Annotated in this window: 12 protein-coding genes and 5 tRNA genes; all 17 read left to right on the top strand. The window is 46.6% G+C overall.

The window, feature by feature from the left end; all coding sequences use genetic code 11:
* Positions 1 to 38 precede the first annotated feature (38 nt).
* The 17 genes from P253_RS12420 (at position 39) to rpoC (ending at position 17369) form a co-directional block, all read left to right on the top strand.
* Complete coding sequence (locus tag P253_RS12420) at positions 39 to 746, top strand: FHA domain-containing protein (protein ID WP_005181667.1); 708 nt, start codon at positions 39 to 41, stop codon at positions 744 to 746.
* Positions 747 to 809: 63 nt separating this feature from the next.
* Positions 810 to 1481, top strand: coding sequence for a phosphoglycolate phosphatase (gph, locus tag P253_RS12415; protein WP_005181670.1), 672 nt, complete (start codon positions 810 to 812; stop codon positions 1479 to 1481).
* Between the two features lie 120 nt (positions 1482 to 1601).
* Positions 1602 to 3095, top strand: coding sequence for an anthranilate synthase component I (gene trpE / locus P253_RS12410; protein WP_016659680.1), 1494 nt, complete (start codon positions 1602 to 1604; stop codon positions 3093 to 3095).
* Between the two features lie 98 nt (positions 3096 to 3193).
* Positions 3194 to 3269, top strand: a tRNA-Thr gene (locus P253_RS12405).
* A 56-nt stretch (positions 3270 to 3325) separates the two neighbouring features.
* Positions 3326 to 3409: transfer RNA gene (locus P253_RS12400), tRNA-Tyr, on the top strand.
* Between the two features lie 36 nt (positions 3410 to 3445).
* Positions 3446 to 3521, top strand: a tRNA-Gly gene (locus tag P253_RS12395).
* A 15-nt stretch (positions 3522 to 3536) separates the two neighbouring features.
* Positions 3537 to 3611, top strand: a tRNA-Thr gene (locus tag P253_RS12390).
* Positions 3612 to 3759: 148 nt separating this feature from the next.
* On the top strand, positions 3760 to 4950 hold the full coding sequence (gene tuf / locus P253_RS12385; RefSeq protein ID WP_005181676.1) for an elongation factor Tu: 1191 nt from the start codon (positions 3760 to 3762) through the stop codon (positions 4948 to 4950).
* A gap of 51 nt (positions 4951 to 5001) precedes the next feature.
* Positions 5002 to 5077: transfer RNA gene (locus tag P253_RS12380), tRNA-Trp, on the top strand.
* Between the two features lie 72 nt (positions 5078 to 5149).
* Positions 5150 to 5590 (top strand): preprotein translocase subunit SecE, encoded by a 441-nt coding sequence (gene secE / locus P253_RS12375; RefSeq protein ID WP_005181678.1) that lies wholly within the window; start codon positions 5150 to 5152, stop codon positions 5588 to 5590.
* A gap of 7 nt (positions 5591 to 5597) precedes the next feature.
* Positions 5598 to 6131 (top strand): transcription termination/antitermination protein NusG, encoded by a 534-nt coding sequence (nusG, locus tag P253_RS12370; protein ID WP_005181681.1) that lies wholly within the window; start codon positions 5598 to 5600, stop codon positions 6129 to 6131.
* Positions 6132 to 6249: 118 nt separating this feature from the next.
* Positions 6250 to 6678, top strand: coding sequence for a 50S ribosomal protein L11 (gene rplK / locus P253_RS12365; protein WP_004868049.1), 429 nt, complete (start codon positions 6250 to 6252; stop codon positions 6676 to 6678).
* 3 nt (positions 6679 to 6681) lie between these two features.
* Positions 6682 to 7377 (top strand): 50S ribosomal protein L1, encoded by a 696-nt coding sequence (rplA, locus tag P253_RS12360; RefSeq protein WP_005181684.1) that lies wholly within the window; start codon positions 6682 to 6684, stop codon positions 7375 to 7377.
* Between the two features lie 321 nt (positions 7378 to 7698).
* Positions 7699 to 8205 carry a 50S ribosomal protein L10 gene (gene rplJ, locus P253_RS12355; RefSeq protein WP_005181686.1) on the top strand — a complete coding sequence of 169 codons (507 nt, stop codon included), beginning with the start codon at positions 7699 to 7701 and terminating at the stop codon, positions 8203 to 8205.
* A 48-nt stretch (positions 8206 to 8253) separates the two neighbouring features.
* Positions 8254 to 8625 carry a 50S ribosomal protein L7/L12 gene (gene rplL / locus P253_RS12350; protein ID WP_004774018.1) on the top strand — a complete coding sequence of 124 codons (372 nt, stop codon included), beginning with the start codon at positions 8254 to 8256 and terminating at the stop codon, positions 8623 to 8625.
* 309 nt (positions 8626 to 8934) lie between these two features.
* A complete protein-coding gene (gene rpoB, locus P253_RS12345; RefSeq protein WP_016659679.1) occupies positions 8935 to 13023 on the top strand; it encodes a DNA-directed RNA polymerase subunit beta in 4089 nt (1362 codons plus the stop codon).
* Positions 13024 to 13178: 155 nt separating this feature from the next.
* Positions 13179 to 17369: a DNA-directed RNA polymerase subunit beta' gene (rpoC, locus tag P253_RS12340; protein ID WP_005181690.1), complete on the top strand. Its 4191-nt coding sequence runs from the start codon at positions 13179 to 13181 to the stop codon at positions 17367 to 17369.
* Positions 17370 to 17469 lie beyond the last annotated feature (100 nt).

Genomic DNA, 17469 nt, shown 5'->3' with positions numbered 1-17469 from the left:
CATGTTATGATGGGCAAAAATTTAAAGAGAAGTTCGCTATGACTTGGAAATTACAAGCAATTACGGGTGAATTTACCGGGCAGGAAATTAGTGTTGATCGTGACATGCTGGTGGGGCGTCATCAGGAAGCTGATGTGGTGCTGCAGTCGGCTGAAGTATCACGCAAACATGCTGCGTTGTTACTGAAAGCTGAAGACCTGTGGGTACAAGACTTAAATTCATCCAATGGCACCTTTGTGAATGACCTGCGGATTGAGCAGGAAACTCCGTTGCATGAAGGTGATATTGTCCAGTTTGCCAGCTTTAAATTTTCAGTCCTGGCACCAGCCAAACCGGAACTGTTGGCAGATGAGCCGCTTGCGCCTGCAGGCACCGAAGTAGAACAGATTCCTGAGCTGGATGTGGTGGAAACCGCTACTGCAGCCGAGCCGACAGAAACTGTAGCAGTGAAAACGCCGGCACAGCAGATGAATGATCAGGGTATGCCTGAGCTGAAAGAGCGTGATGCATCGGTACAATTGACACGTGATGGCATGCCAACCAATGTCGGTGTACCAAAACCGGCCCCAATTCCTGAAGGGACCGATTTAAGCGCGGCCACCCCAGAGCCACAACCGGTACCGGTTGAGCAGCCTGTATCACGCGTTGAGCAGGAAAAAGAGCAGCAGAAAAATGCCTCTGTTGGCCTGATGACCATTATTGTGCTGGTGATCCTGGCAATTATTGCCTGGCTGTTGTTTAAATAAACCGCGACACAGCATACAATCGAGGCATGCTTTGGCATGCCTTTATTTTTTGAGAGGACCAAAATGTCTGTGGCCAAACTTGACACCCGTGAGCTGATTTTATTTGACCTGGACGGCACGCTGGTCGATTCAGCCACCGATCTGTATCGTGCCATGAATATGAGCCTGAATGCCTTGCAGCTGCCCATGGTCACCGAAGCACAGGTACGCACTTGGATTGGCAAAGGCACCTCGGTATTTTGTCACAGCACCTTGCTGCATTTAACCGGAGAGGTGCATCCCGATCAGCATCAGCAGCTGCTGGAAACTTTCCTAGGAATTTACAATGCCGATCCTTGTCTGGATACCCAGCCTTTTGCCGGAATTCTGGAGTTTCTGGAATGGGGCAAACAGCAGCAGAAAAAAATGATCTGTGTCACCAACAAGCCCGAGCTGCCATCACGCGCCATTTTAGATGCACTGGACATGAGCCATTATTTTGTTGATGTGATTGGTGGTGATCGGTTTAGCGAACGTAAACCGCATCCACGCCAGTTATTGCACTGTGTTGAGACCTTTGGGGTAGAAAAATCCCAAGTGTTGATGATTGGCGACTCTTCCAATGATGTGGAAGCTGCACGTCGTGCCGGTATTGATTGTATTGTAGTCAGCTATGGCTATAATCATGGCGAGAGTATTTATGATTGTCAGCCGCAGCAAGTGGTGGATAATCTGACAGAATTATTAGCTTCCTAATGTAAGAATAGATGTAAAAGGACACCGCAATGAGTGATTGTGTAGTTTTTCGATGGCGTCACTAAGTCAGCACCTACCAGCAACCTTCCTATGACCCCGCGAAAATGAAAGAGATTCAACATGACCACTCAAGCCCAATATCAACAACTGCAAGCTGCCGGCTATAACCTGATTCCTGTCTACCGTCAGCGTCTGGCCGATACCGAAACCCCATTGTCTGTGTTTGCGCGTTTAAAAGAGCATGAACAGGCCTATCTGTTTGAATCTGTCGAAGGCGGTGAAAACTGGGCGCGCTATTCGATTATTGGTCTGGGCGAGTCGACCGTATTTTCTTGCAATGAAGGGCAGTTGACCATTCAGCAGACCAATGGCGAACTGCTACAGCAGCCGTGTAGTGATCCTTTCCAGTTTATCCGTGATTTCCAGGCCCAGTTTAAAGTGCCAACACAGGCCGATTTACCGGCGTTGCCAAGCTTTACTGGTGGACTGGTCGGTTACTTTGGCTATGACGCGGTGCGTTATATCGAACCGCGCCTGAACAATATTCCAGATGCCGATCCGGTGGGCCTGCCAGATATCTGGATGATGCTGTCTAAAACCGTGATCGTGTTTGACAACTTAAAAGATACCTTATTCCTGATTGTGCACGCCGATAGCAAGGATGCTGATGCCTATCAGAAAGCACAGGCACAACTGGATGGGCTGGAGCAGTTGCTGGCGATACCGGTGAATCTGCAAGCACAGACTCATATGGCACCGCATTTTGAATCTTTAACTGGGCATGACAACTTTATTGCTTCGGTTGAGAAGGTTAAAGAATACATCCGTGCTGGTGATGTCATGCAAGTGGTGCCGGGACATCGTATGGTGTCTGACTTTGATGGTGAGCCGTTACAGGTCTATCGCGCTTTACGTCACCTTAATCCATCACCATATCTGTTCTTGGTGCAAGGGCGCACCTTGGACAATGACATCCCATTCCATATTGTTGGGTCATCGCCGGAAATTCTGTCACGTCTGGAAAATGGTATTGCCACCGTGCGTCCACTCGCTGGCACACGTCCACGTGGTAAAACCAAAGAAGAAGATCTGGCCTTGGAAAAAGATTTACTTTCTGATGAAAAAGAGATTGCTGAGCATTTAATGCTGATTGACTTGGGTCGTAATGATGTTGGTCGCGTCTCAAAAATTGGCAAAGTGCAGGTGACTGATCAAATGGTGATCGAACGTTATTCGCATGTCATGCATATTGTGTCCAATGTGCAGGGTGAAGTGCGTGATGATGTTGATGCCTTGGATGTTTTTAAGGCAACTTTCCCGGCAGGCACACTTTCTGGGGCACCAAAAATCCGTGCCATGGAAATTATTGACGAAGTTGAGCCAGTAAAACGTGGAATTTTTGGTGGTGCTGTTGGTTATTTAGGCTGGCATGGCGAAATGGACATGTCGATTGCGATTCGGACCTGTGTTATTCGTGAAAATAAGGTCTATGTGCAGGCTGGCGCAGGCCTTGTTGCCGACTCAAATCCTGAATCTGAGTGGAATGAAACCCAAATAAAAGCTCGCGCAGTGATCAAAGCGGTTGAATTATCGTCAAACGGATTGATTTTGTGAGTTTTTGACGGTTTTTTTAAAAAAAACACTTGCACGGATTTCAAGTTTTGCTAAACTGCACACCGTTCCGATACGAAACGTACGAAACACTAAGAAACGCCGGCATAGCTCAGTTGGTAGAGCAACTGACTTGTAATCAGTAGGTCCACAGTTCGAATCCGTGTGCCGGCACCATCTTAGAGAATTCGAGATGTGAAGTAAAGAACGAGCACTGCAATAAGTGTGATATTGGTGGGATTCCCGAGCGGTCAAAGGGAGCAGACTGTAACTCTGCCGCGTAAGCTTCGAAGGTTCGAATCCTTCTCCCACCACCATTAACTTCGAATGAAGTGGTACATTACCAACAATGTGCGGGAGTAGCTCAGTTGGTAGAGCGGCAGCCTTCCAAGCTGCATGTCGCGAGTTCGATCCTCGTCTCCCGCTCCATCATCGAAGATGATCGCTCTTATAGCTCAGTGGTAGAGCACTCCCTTGGTAAGGGAGAGGTCTCGAGTTCAAATCTCGATAAGAGCTCCAGATACAGTTTAGCAACTTGGTTGCATGAGATTTAAAGAAAGCAGGCTATTTAGTCTGCTTTTTAAGTATTAGGTGTCTAGTTTTTTAGGCGATATGTCGAGGCTGGGTATTACTCAGATTGTGTTCGACGTAAACGAGGAAAATAAACATGGCTAAGGCTAAGTTTGAACGTAATAAGCCACACGTTAACGTGGGCACAATCGGTCACGTTGACCATGGTAAAACAACTTTAACAGCTGCAATTGCAACTGTATGTGCGAAGAAATTCGGTGGTGAAGCGAAAGATTACGCTGCAATCGACTCTGCTCCAGAAGAAAAAGCACGTGGTATTACAATTAACACTTCTCACGTAGAATACGATTCTCCAACTCGTCACTACGCTCACGTTGACTGCCCAGGCCACGCCGACTATGTTAAAAACATGATCACTGGTGCTGCTCAGATGGACGGTGCGATCCTTGTATGTGCTGCGACTGACGGTCCAATGCCACAAACTCGTGAACACATCCTTCTTTCTCGTCAGGTAGGTGTACCTTACATCGTTGTATTCTTAAACAAATGCGACCTTGTTGACGACGAAGAGCTGCTTGAGCTGGTTGAAATGGAAGTTCGTGAACTTCTTTCTACTTATGACTTCCCAGGCGACGACACTCCAGTAATCCGTGGTTCAGCGCTTGCTGCACTTAACGGTGAAGCTGGTCAATACGGCGAAGACGCTGTTGTTGCTCTTGTTGAAGCACTTGACTCTTACATTCCAGAGCCAGTACGTGCAATCGATCAAGCATTCTTGATGCCAATCGAAGACGTATTCTCTATTTCTGGTCGTGGTACAGTTGTAACTGGCCGTGTAGAAACTGGTATCGTTAAAGTTGGTGAAGAAGTTGAAATCGTTGGTATCAAAGATACAGCGAAAACAACTGTTACTGGCGTTGAAATGTTCCGTAAGCTTCTTGACGAAGGTCGTGCTGGCGAGAACTGTGGTGTTCTTCTACGTGGTACTAAGCGTGAAGAAGTTCAACGTGGTCAAGTACTTGCTAAACCAGGTTCAATCAAGCCGCACACTAAATTCGACGCAGAAGTATATGTACTTTCTAAAGACGAAGGTGGCCGTCACACTCCATTCTTAAATGGTTACCGTCCACAGTTCTACTTCCGTACTACGGACGTAACTGGTGCGATCCAGCTGAAAGAAGGCGTTGAAATGGTTATGCCAGGCGACAACGTTGAAATGTCAGTAGAATTAATCCACCCAATCGCAATGGACGCTGGCTTACGCTTCGCGATCCGTGAAGGTGGTCGTACTGTAGGTGCGGGTGTAGTTGCTAAAGTAACTGCATAATTATAAAATAAGTTTCACAAGCCGAAGTTTGCGGATTTCGGCTTGTTCTACAGGCCAGTAGTTCAATTGGTAGAGCGTCGGTCTCCAAAACCGAATGTTGGGGGTTCGAGTCCCTCCTGGCCTGCCATTTTTCAAAAAAAGCTTGATGCTGGCAAAACTGGTCATATAATAAGTCGCGAATCCTACGACGAGTACAAAAATGTCGAATGATAAATCGCGTGACGCATTAAGCGAAGCGCCAATTCCTCAAAGAAATAATCCTGCTGAAGTTGTAAATTCGGGTTCTCCATTAGACTACGTGTTGTGGATTATCGCCTTGATTTTATTCATTGCGGCAACCATGGTGAATCAGCATCTACCAGCGTACTGGGCACCGGCAAATGATATTTGGGTGCGCGTTGGGGTAATTTTGGCTTGTATCGTAGTGGCTTTAGGTTTATTATACGCCACCCATCAAGGCAAAGGCTTTGTTCGTTTATTGAAAGATTCACGAATCGAGCTGCGTCGAGTGACTTGGCCAACCAAGCAAGAGACAGTGACCACATCTTGGCACGTACTTGCAGTTGTGGTTGTAGCATCCATTTTATTGTGGTGTTTTGACTACGTTTTAGGTTGGGCAATTAAATTTATTATCGGGTAAGAGAGCTATGAAACGTTGGTACATTATTCATGCCTATTCTGGTTATGAAAAACAAGTGATGCGTTCGCTTAATGATCGAATCCAGCGTAGCGCTGTTGCCGATAGCTTTGGTGAAGTCCTGGTTCCTACCGAAGAAGTGGTAGAAATGAAGGATGGCAAGAAACGTAAATCTGAGCGTAAATTCTTTCCGGGCTATGTGCTAGTCGAAATGGAAATGAATGATGATACTTGGCACATTGTAAAAGAATGTCCAAAAGTATTAGGTTTTATTGGTGGTACACCGGAAAAACCTGCGCCAATTACGCAGCGTGAAGCTGATGCGATTCTTGCACGTGTACGCAATACTGGTGAAGCACCTCGTCCGAAGACGATGTTTGAACCAGGCGAAGAATTACTGGTAATTGACGGTCCATTCACCGACTTTAAAGGCGTGGTGGAAGAAGTCCTTTACGACAAGTCGCGTTTAACGTTGACGATTAATGTATTCAATCGACCAACACAGGTTGAGCTGGAATTTCGCCAAGTCGAAAAATCAGTTTAATTCACTGCTGGTTGAAAACGCCCGATTTGTTATGGATCGGGCATTGTTGTTGTAACGGTATCGTTACTTAGAAATCATTGGGGAGCCTAGCGGCGTTTGTACCCAGAGGTAATTGAAAATGGCTAAGAAGATTGACGGCTATATCAAGCTGCAAGTTCCAGCTGGTAAAGCAAATCCATCTCCACCAATTGGTCCTGCACTAGGTCAACGTGGTGTTAACATCATGGCATTCTGTAAAGAATTCAATGCGGCGACACAAAAAGTTGAAGCTGGTCTTCCAATTCCAGTAGTGATCACTGTGTATAACGACAAGTCGTTCACATTCATCATGAAAACTCCACCTGCTGCTATTCTGCTTAAGAAAGCTGCTGGTATCCAGAAGGGTTCAGCTGTACCAAACAAAACTAAAGTTGGTAAGTTGACTCGTGCTCAGTTAGAAGAGATCGCGACTACGAAAGAACCAGACTTAACTGGTGCTGACTTAGACGCGCGTGTACGTACCATCGCTGGTTCTGCACGTTCTATGGGCTTGGAAGTGGAGCTATAAGACATGGCAAAGTTAACTAAACGTCAAAAAGCCATTGCTGCTGCTGTAGAAGCAAACAAAGTTTATACTTTGGAAGAAGCAGTACAAGTTCTTAACAGCCTTCCTGCAGCTAAATTCAAAGAATCTTTGGATGTATCTGTAAACCTAGGTGTTGACCCTCGTAAATCTGACCAGGTTGTTCGTGGCGCGACTACACTTCCTGCAGGTACAGGTAAAACTGTACGTGTAGCTGTGTTTGCTCAAGGCGCTGCTGCTGAAGCTGCTAAAGCTGAAGGTGCGGACGTAGTTGGTTTTGATGACCTGGCTGAAAGCATCCAAGCGGGTAACCTTGACTTTGACGTGGTAATTGCTGCTCCAGATGCAATGCGCGTTGTAGGTAAATTAGGTACAATCCTTGGTCCACGTGGCTTAATGCCAAACCCTAAAGTGGGTACGGTTACTCCTGACGTAGCAACTGCAGTTAAAAATGCAAAAGCTGGTCAAGCACGTTACCGTGTAGACAAAGCGGGTATCATCCACGCTGCGATCGGTCAAGTAGGTTTCACTGCTGAAGCTGTTCGTCAAAACGTTGAAGCTCTTGTAGCTGACCTGAAGAAAGCAAAACCTGCGACTTCTAAAGGTGTATACATCAAAAAGATCACTCTAAGCTCAACTATGGGTCCTGGTCTGACTGTTGATGTAAACAACGTTTCTAACTAAGTTTTGACTTAGACAGAATTTTAAAGTCCTGAAAGGTCTCCTTCTCCCTCTGGGAGAAGATCGGGATGAGGGTTAAACCTCTCCCTAGCCCTCTCCTGAAAGGAGAGGGGACATTCAGGCGGACTTTGAATTGGTAAATGAGAATTTATCAGCGTCAAAGACCTCAGGCGAGGGGAGTTTTATGCTCTTCTCTTAAAATCCCAGCCTGCGTAGACGCGGTGGTGTGATTTATTCCTCCTCCGCGTGTGAGTTCAGTGATGAATTCACGAATTGGGAGTGTATCCCTTGTGGGTACATAAATCACCGTTAGGAGGTTTTACAATGGCTCTTCTTATTGAAGACAAAAAACAGATCGTAGCAGAAGTAAACGAAGTTGCTTCTCGCGCGTTCTCTGCTGTTGTTGCTGACTATCAAGGTTTAACCGTTGAGCAATTAACTGCTTTACGTGTTGAAGCGCGTAAGCTTGGTGTTACGACTCGTATCGTGCGTAATACTTTGGCTAAGCGTGCATTCGAAGGTACTCAATTCGATATCTTGAATGCAACTCTTGTTGGTCCAACAATCTTAGCTTTCTCGACTTCTGAAGACGACATGGGTGCAGCTGCACGCTTGTTCGAAGATTTCGCTAAAACAAACAAAGCATTTGAACTTAAAGCTGCTGCATTTGACGGTAAGGTTTATGAAGGTGCTGAAGTTAGCGTGATTGCAAATCTTCCGAACCAAGAAAAAGCGCTTACTATGCTTGCAAACGTTCTTCAAGCTCCTATTTCGAAATTGGGTCGCCTTATTACAGCACTCAAAGAGAAAAACGAGTCAGAAGCAGCTTAAGCTTAAATCAATTTACACACCATTCAATTTCCATTTGGAGTTATTCTCATGGCTTTAACTAACGAAGAAATTTTAAACGCAGTTGCTGAAAAAACTGTTCTTGAACTTGTTGAACTGATCTCTGCTTTCGAAGAGAAATTCAACGTATCTGCTGCTGCTGTTGCAGTTGCTGCTGCTCCAGGCGCTGGCGCTGCTGCTGCTGAAGAGCAAACTGAATTCAACGTTGAGTTGACTTCTTTCGGTGCAAACAAAGTTGCAGTAATTAAAGCAGTTCGTGAAGCGACTGGCCTTGGTCTTAAAGAAGCGAAAGACATGGTTGAAGGTGCTCCAGCAGTACTTAAAGAAGGCGTTTCTAAAGAAGAAGGCGAAGAGCTTAAGAAGAAACTTGAAGAAGCTGGTGCTACAGTTACACTTAAGTAATAGCTTAAGCGGAGTCGATTTTTTTATAATCGACTCCAAAAAATGGCTGATGGCTCTTGGGTCATCAGCCTTTTTGCGTTACAATAATCGGCTCGATTTTTGTTTGCATGATATAAATTTCATACAAATTAAAAATAAAGATAACAATCAAACGCTTACCAATATTTTTCAATGTTAAAAAATATTGTTAAGCGTTTTAATACCACTAAAAATTGCAGCATTTGTAAAGAGTGGTGGCCATATCGGCCTGCGTAATTCCTTCTGAGCCCGTTCTGCAGGCGGGCTTGGTTTACTTTCCGAGGACTCCAGATGGCATACTCATATACCGAAAAGAAACGGATCCGTAAGAATTTTGGTAAATTGCCCCAAGTCATGGAAGCACCGTACCTGTTGGCGATTCAAGTCGACTCGTACCGTACTTTCTTGCAAGATGGCAAATCTCCAAAAAACCGCGAAGATATCGGTCTCCAAGCCGCATTTCGTTCAGTTTTTCCTATAGAAAGTTATTCTGGCAATGCTGCTTTAGAATTTGTTGAGTATAGTCTTGGTAAACCAGAGTTTGATGTACGTGAATGTATCCTTCGCGGCTCAACTTATGCGGCACCAATGCGCGTTAAAATTCGTTTGATCCTGAAAGATCGTGAAACGAAATCAATCAAAGACGTACGTGAACAAGAAGTCTATATGGGCGAAATGCCATTGATGACGGATAACGGTACTTTTGTGATCAACGGTACCGAGCGTGTAATCGTATCGCAATTACACCGTTCACCAGGCGTATTCTTTGACCATGACAAAGGTAAGACTCACTCAAGCGGTAAAGTGCTGTATTCAGCGCGTATTATTCCTTACCGTGGTTCATGGTTAGACTTTGAATTTGATGCCAAAGATTTAGTCTATGTACGTATCGACCGTCGTCGTAAATTACTGGCGACTGTGGTTCTGCGTGCCCTGAACTATAACAACGAACAGATTCTTGACCTGTTCTACGAAAAAGTTCCTGTTTACGTGGATATGGGTAGCTATCAGATCGACTTGATTCCAGAACGTCTGCGTGGCGAAATGGCACAATTCGATATCACTGATGCCGATGGTAAAGTCATTGTTGAACAAGGTAAGCGTATCAACGCACGTCATGTTCGTCAAATGGAAGCCTCTGGTCTGACCAAACTGTCAGTGCCGGATGAATACTTGTACGAGCGTATTACTGCCGAAGACATCGTGCTGAAAGATGGCGATGTGATTCCAGCCAACACCCTGTTAAGCCATGAAGTGATGGTGAAACTGGCTGAAGGCGGCGTGAAGCAGTTCAACATCCTGTTCACTAACGACATCGACCGCGGTTCATTCATTGCAGATACGCTACGTGCCGATACGACTACAGGTCGTGAAGAAGCACTGGTTGAAATCTACAAAGTGATGCGTCCAGGCGAGCCACCAACCAAAGAAGCAGCTGAGAACCTGTTTAACAACCTGTTCTTCTCTTCTGAGCGTTATGACCTGTCACCAGTCGGCCGTATGAAATTCAACCGTCGTCTGGGTCGTCCTTATGAAGTTGGTACTGACCAGAAGTCGCGCGAAGTTGAAGGCATCCTGTCGAACGAAGACATCACGGATGTACTGAAAACATTGGTTGAAATCCGTAACGGTAAAGGTGAAGTCGACGATATCGACCACTTAGGTAACCGTCGTGTTCGTTCAGTGGGCGAAATGACCGAAAACCAGTTCCGTGTGGGTCTGGTACGTGTTGAGCGTGCTGTAAAAGAGCGTCTATCACAAGCTGAAACTGACAACCTGTCTCCGCAAGATCTGATCAATGCGAAGCCAGTGGCTGCAGCCATCAAAGAATTCTTTGGTTCGAGCCAGTTGTCTCAGTTTATGGACCAGAACAACCCGTTGTCTGAAATCACTCATAAACGTCGTGTATCGGCGCTTGGTCCTGGTGGTTTGACCCGTGAACGCGCAGGCTTCGAAGTGCGTGACGTACACCAGACTCACTATGGTCGTGTATGTCCAATTGAAACGCCTGAAGGTCCAAACATTGGTTTGATCAACTCGCTGTCTGTATACGCGAAAGCCAACAGCTTCGGTTTCCTGGAAACACCATACCGTAAAGTGGTTGATGGTCGTGTAACAGACGAAGTTGAATATCTGTCTGCGATTGAAGAAGTGGGTACTGTGATTGCACAGGCCGACTCGGTTGTAGATCAGGACGGTAACCTGACTGAAGAATTCGTTTCTGTACGTCACCATGGTGAATTCGTACGTATGTCACCTGAAAAAGTGACCCATATGGACGTATCTGCTCAGCAGGTGGTTTCTGTTGCAGCATCGCTGATTCCATTCCTTGAGCACGATGACGCCAACCGTGCATTGATGGGTTCAAATATGCAACGTCAGGCGGTACCTACACTAATCGCGGACAAACCGCTGGTTGGTACCGGTATGGAAGCCAACGTGGCACGTGACTCAGGTGTGTGTGTGGTTGCAGGCCGTGGTGGTGTGATCGAGTTTGTTGATGCATCACGTATCGTAATTCGCGTGAATGAAGATGAAATGATCGCGGGTGAAGCAGGCGTAGATATCTACAACCTGATCAAATACACGCGTTCAAACCAGAATACCTGTATCAACCAGAACGTTGTGGTACGTTTAGGCGATAAAGTTGCACGTGGTGACATCCTGGCGGATGGTCCATCGACAGATGGCGGTGAACTGGCCCTGGGTCAAAACATGCGCGTGGCGTTCATGACCTGGAATGGTTACAACTACGAAGACTCGATCTTGCTTTCTGAGCGTGTGCTTCAAGAAGACCGTTTAACGTCGATTCACATTCAGGAACTGTCATGTGTTGCACGTGATACCAAACTGGGTGCTGAAGAAATCACGGCTGATATTCCAAACGTCGGTGAAGCTGCGCTGTCTAAACTGGACGAATCAGGTATCGTTTACATCGGTGCAGAAGTGACTGCCGGTGACATCCTGGTGGGTAAAGTAACACCAAAAGGTGAAACTCAGTTGACGCCTGAAGAAAAACTGCTTCGTGCCATCTTCGGTGAAAAAGCAGCGGATGTGAAAGACTCCTCTTTACGTGTTCCATCGGGCACCAAAGGTACAGTCATCGACGTTCAAGTCTTTACCCGTGATGGTCTGGAAAAAGACGAACGTGCACTGGCGATTGAGAAAGCGCAGCTTGATGCATACCGTAAAGACTTGAAAGAAGAATACAAAATCTTCGAAGAAGCAGCACGTGAACGTATTGTCCGTCTGTTAAAAGGTCAGGAATCGAATGGCGGTGGCGGCACCAAACGTGGCGACAAACTGTCTGAAGATATGCTGTCTGGTCTTGAACTGGTTGATCTGCTTGAAATCCAGCCAAGTGACGAAGCGATTGCGGAACGTTTAACGCAAATTCAAACCTTCTTGAAAGAGAAGAGCTTTGAAATTGACGAGAAATTCGCCGAGAAGAAACGCAAACTGTCTACAGGTGATGAACTGACCACTGGCGTACTGAAAGTGGTTAAGGTTTACCTTGCGGTGAAACGTCGTATCCAGCCAGGTGATAAGATGGCGGGTCGTCACGGTAACAAGGGTGTTGTATCCAACATTCTGCCGGTTGAAGACATGCCACACGATGCCAACGGTGTGCCGGTAGACGTGGTACTGAACCCGCTGGGTGTACCATCGCGTATGAACGTGGGTCAGATTCTGGAAACGCACTTGGGTATGGCAGCCAAAGGTCTGGGTGATCAGATCGACAAGATGCTGAAAGAACAGCGCACCATTCTTGAACTGCGTGAATTCTTGGACAAGATTTACAACAAGGTGGGCGGCGAGCAAGAAGATCTTGACAGCCTGACGGATGATGAAATCTTGGCGCTTTCTGGCAACCTGCGTGCTGGTGTTCCATTGGCAACACCTGTATTTGACGGTGCTGAAGAAGGTCAGATCAAAGACTTGCTTGAACTTGCGGGTCTGTCACGTACCGGTCAAACCGTATTGTATGATGGCCGTACGGGTGAGCGTTTCGACCGTCCAGTTACTGTTGGTTACATGTACATGCTGAAACTGAACCACTTGGTTGATGACAAGATGCATGCGCGTTCGACAGGTTCTTACTCATTAGTAACACAGCAGCCGCTGGGTGGTAAGGCACAATTCGGTGGTCAGCGTTTCGGTGAGATGGAAGTCTGGGCACTGGAAGCATACGGTGCAGCTTATACGCTTCAAGAAATGCTCACTGTGAAGTCGGATGACGTTGAAGGCCGTACCCGCATCTATAAGAATATTGTAGATGGCAACCATTATATGGATCCGGGCATGCCTGAATCGTTCAACGTATTGACCAAAGAGATCCGTTCTTTAGGTATCAACATTGAACTGAAAAATGGTGACTAAGAATCTCCATTAAATCTCCCTAAATCCCTCTTTGTAAAAGAGGGACTTTTCTCCCTTTGAAAAAGGGGGATTAAGGGGGATTAAAATTCAGTTAAAAAACAATATTTGTGACCCAGTCGGAAAGTGAAAATCTTACCGGCACACGGAGAAAAAAATTGAAAGACTTGCTCGATATCATGCGCAAAAAGACGGACTCAGACGGTCATGCTCCTGTAGAGTTTGATCGCATCCGTATTGGTCTTGCGTCACCAGAAATGATTAAGTCGTGGTCTCATGGTGAAGTTAAAAAGCCTGAAACCATTAACTACCGTACCTTCAAACCAGAACGTGACGGTTTGTTCTGTGCCAAAATCTTTGGTCCAGTCAAAGATTACGAATGCTTGTGTGGTAAATACAAGCGTATGAAATACAAAGGCGTCATCTGTGAAAAATGTGGCGTTGAAGTAACAACTGCAAAAGTTCGTCGTGAACGTATGGGTCACATCGAGCTGGCATCTCCAGTAGCACACATCTGGTTCTTAAAATCACTGCCGAGCCGTATCGGTCTGTTATTAGACATGACCTTACGTGATATCGAACGTGTTCTGTATTTCGAATCTTATGTAGTGACTGACCCAGGTATGACTCCATTTGAGAAATACCAGCTTCTGAACGATGAAGAATACTTCAATGCGTTGGAAGAGCACGGTGATGAATTCACAGCGAAAATGGGTGCAGAAGCAGTTCAGGACCTGTTAAAAGACATCGATCTTGAAAATGAAATCTCACGCCTGCGTGAAGAAATTCCACAAACAACCTCTGAGACGAAACTGAAAAAAGCGTCTAAGCGTTTGAAATTGATGGAAGCGTTCAAAGAGTCGAACAACAAGCCAGAATGGATGGTAATGAATGTACTGCCAGTACTTCCACCAGACCTTCGTCCGCTGGTTCCGCTTGAAGGTGGCCGTTTCGCAACGTCTGACCTGAACGACCTTTACCGTCGTGTGATTAACCGTAACAACCGTTTGAAGCGTCTTCTTGACCTTGCAGCGCCAGACATCATCGTACGTAACGAAAAACGTATGTTACAAGAGTCTGTAGATGCATTGCTTGATAACGGTCGTCGTGGTCGTGCAATTACCGGTTCGAACAAACGTCCGCTGAAATCTTTAGCCGATATGATCAAAGGTAAGCAAGGTCGTTTCCGTCAGAACTTGTTGGGTAAACGTGTTGACTATTCAGGCCGTTCGGTGATTACCGTAGGTCCTACTTTACGTTTGCACCAATGTGGTCTTCCGAAGAAAATGGCGCTGGAACTGTTCAAGCCGTTCATCTTTGCGAAACTGCAAGCGTCTGGTCAAGCCACTACCATTAAAGCTGCGAAGAAAATGGTTGAGCGCGAGACGCCAGAAGTTTGGGACGTTCTTGCATCTGTGATTCGTCAGCATCCAGTGATGTTGAACCGTGCGCCAACCCTTCACCGTTTGGGTCTGCAAGCGTTTGAACCGATCCTGATTGAAGGTAAAGCGATCCGTCTGCACCCGCTCGTTTGTGCTGCGTTCAACGCCGACTTCGACGGTGACCAGATGGCGGTACACGTACCATTAACACTTGAAGCGCAATTAGAAGCGCGTGCGTTAATGATGTCGACCAACAACATTCTGTCTCCAGCCAACGGTGAGCCAATCATCGTACCGTCTCAGGACGTGGTCTTGGGTCTTTACTACATCACCCGTGATGCGGTAAATGCCAAAGGTGAAGGTATGGTGTTCGCAGATACGCATGAAGTTAACCGTGCCCTTGCAACCGGTCAGGTTGATTTGCACGCTCGCGTAAAAGCGCGTGTATACCAAACTGTGATCAATGACAACGGTGAGCGTGAGCAACAAACTATTGTTGTTGACACCACACCAGGTCGCTGTCTGCTTTGGGAAGTTGTGCCAGAAGGTTTAAGCTTCGAGCAAATTAACGTTGAGATGACCAAGAAAAACATCTCTAAGTTAATCAACTCTTGCTACCGTAAACTGGGTCTGAAAGACACGGTCATCTTTGCTGACCAATTAATGTACTTGGGCTTCCGTCAAGCGACGCGTTCAGGTGTATCGGTTGGTATGGAAGACATGGTTATTCCACCAAGCAAACAGGCGATTATTGACAAGGCAGAAGCTGAAGTTCGTGAAATCGAACAACAGTTCGAACAAGGTTTCGTAACGGCCGGTGAACGTTATAACAAAGTCGTCGATATCTGGGCACGTACCAATGACCAGGTAGCGAAAGCGATGATGGACAACTTGTCTTTCACCACTGTGAAAAACAAACAGGGTGAAGACGAGAAGCAGAAATCATTCAACTCGATCTACATGATGTCGGATTCTGGTGCCCGTGGTTCGGCCGCTCAGATTCGTCAGCTTGCAGGTATGCGTGGTCTGATGGCGAAGCCGGATGGCTCGATCATTGAAACACCAATTAAGGCGAACTTCCGTGAAGGTTTGACCGTACTTCAGTACTTCATTTCAACGCACGGTGCGCGTAAAGGTTTGGCCGATACTGCACTGAAAACTGCGAACTCGGGTTACCTGACGCGTCGTCTGGTTGACGTTGCGCAAGACTTGGTGATCACTGAGCCAGATTGTGGCACCATGGCTGGTCTGGTGATGACACCATTCATTCAGGGCGGTGACGTGATCGAGAACCTGGGTACGCGAGTACTGGGTCGTGTGGTTGCTGAAGACGTGAAGAAAGCCGGTTCAGATGAAGTGATCCTGCCACGTAACACCTTAATTGACGAAAAACTTGCCAACTTCCTGGAAGAGCAAGGTGTCGATGAAGTGAAAGTACGTTCAGTAGTATCATGTGAATCGACCTTCGGTGTGTGTGCGAAATGTTATGGTCGTGACCTTGCGCGCGGTCACTTGGTGAACCCAGGTGAATCTGTGGGTGTTATGGCGGCACAATCAATTGGTGAGCCAGGTACACAGTTAACCATGCGTACCTTCCACGTGGGTGGTGCGGCAAGCCGAACTTCTGCTGCCAACAGCGTTCAAGTACGTAACAAAGGTACCGTACGTTTCCACAACGTGAAAACTGTACAACATGCCAAAGGTCACCTGGTATCGACCTCTCGTTCAGGTGAAATTGGTATTGCAGATGACTTAGGTCGTGAACGCGAGCGCTATAAACTGCCTTACGGTGCGTCAATCTTGCTGAAAGATGGCGAAGCGGTAGAAGCAGGCGGTATCGTGGCGACTTGGGATCCGCATACCCATCCACTGGTAACCGAAGTTGCAGGTAAAGTACGTTTCAGCCAGATCGCTGATGGCGTAACCGTAACCTCGAAAACAGATGATGCAACCGGTATGACCACAATCGAAATCTTGCCAGTGACTTCACGTCCTGCGTCAGGTAAAGATTTACGTCCTGCTGTTGTGTTAGACACCGTGGACGGTGGTGAACAGTTCTACTTCCTGCCACAAAACACTATTCTTTCGGTTCGCGATGGCGAAACCATTGGTGTCGGTGACGTTATTGGTCGTGTACCACAAGAATCTTCACGTACCCGTGATATTACCGGTGGTCTGCCGCGTGTTGCTGACTTGTTCGAAGCACGTAAACCAAAAGAGCATGCGATTTTGGCAGAAGTGTCCGGTATCGTGAGCTTCGGTAAAGAGACCAAAGGTAAGAACCGTCTGGTGATTACCCCGGATGATGGTTCAGAGATCTACGAAGAGCTGATTCCGAAATGGCGTACTATTAACGTGTTCGAAGGTGAGCATGTGAACCGTGGTGAAACCATTTCTGATGGTCCACAAAACCCGCATGACATCTTACGTCTGAAAGGTGAAGTGGCGTTGACCAACTACATCGTGAACGAAGTTCAGGACGTTTACCGTCTGCAAGGTGTAAAAATCAACGACAAGCATATTGAAGTCATCGTACGTCAAATGCTGCGTAAAGTTGAAATCACTGACGGTGGTGATACCAGCTTCATCAAAGGCGAACAGGTGGATTACATCCGCGTGGTTCAAGAAAACCAGGCTGTACTTGCACAGAACAAGTTCCCAGCGAAGTTTGATCGCCAGTTGATGGGTATTACCAAAGCATCGCTGTCGACGGATTCGTTCATCTCTGCTGCATCGTTCCAGGAAACCACACGTGTGTTAACTGAAGCGGCTGTAACCGGTAAAGAAGATGATCTACGTGGTCTGAAAGAAAACGTCGTTGTTGGTCGTCTGATCCCAGCGGGTACAGGTTTGGCTTACCACTTAGAGCGTCGTCGTCAGGAAGCAGAAGCTGCAGAATTTGAACTGCAAAATGACTTCTCTGATGTAGACCAAGCATTAAGTCAGGCATTTAACCAGGAATTCTAAGCTGGTGAAATGACAACCAAGAGACGCCTTCGGGCGTCTTTTTTTATGCCTGAAAAAAGGGTATCGCGCTGTACTTTGGCGTTAGATGGGCCGGGTTGCT

The organism is Acinetobacter indicus CIP 110367, assembly GCF_000488255.1.
Classification (GTDB): domain Bacteria; phylum Pseudomonadota; class Gammaproteobacteria; order Pseudomonadales; family Moraxellaceae; genus Acinetobacter; species Acinetobacter indicus.
This window is presented reverse-complemented; position numbering and strand designations above follow the sequence as displayed.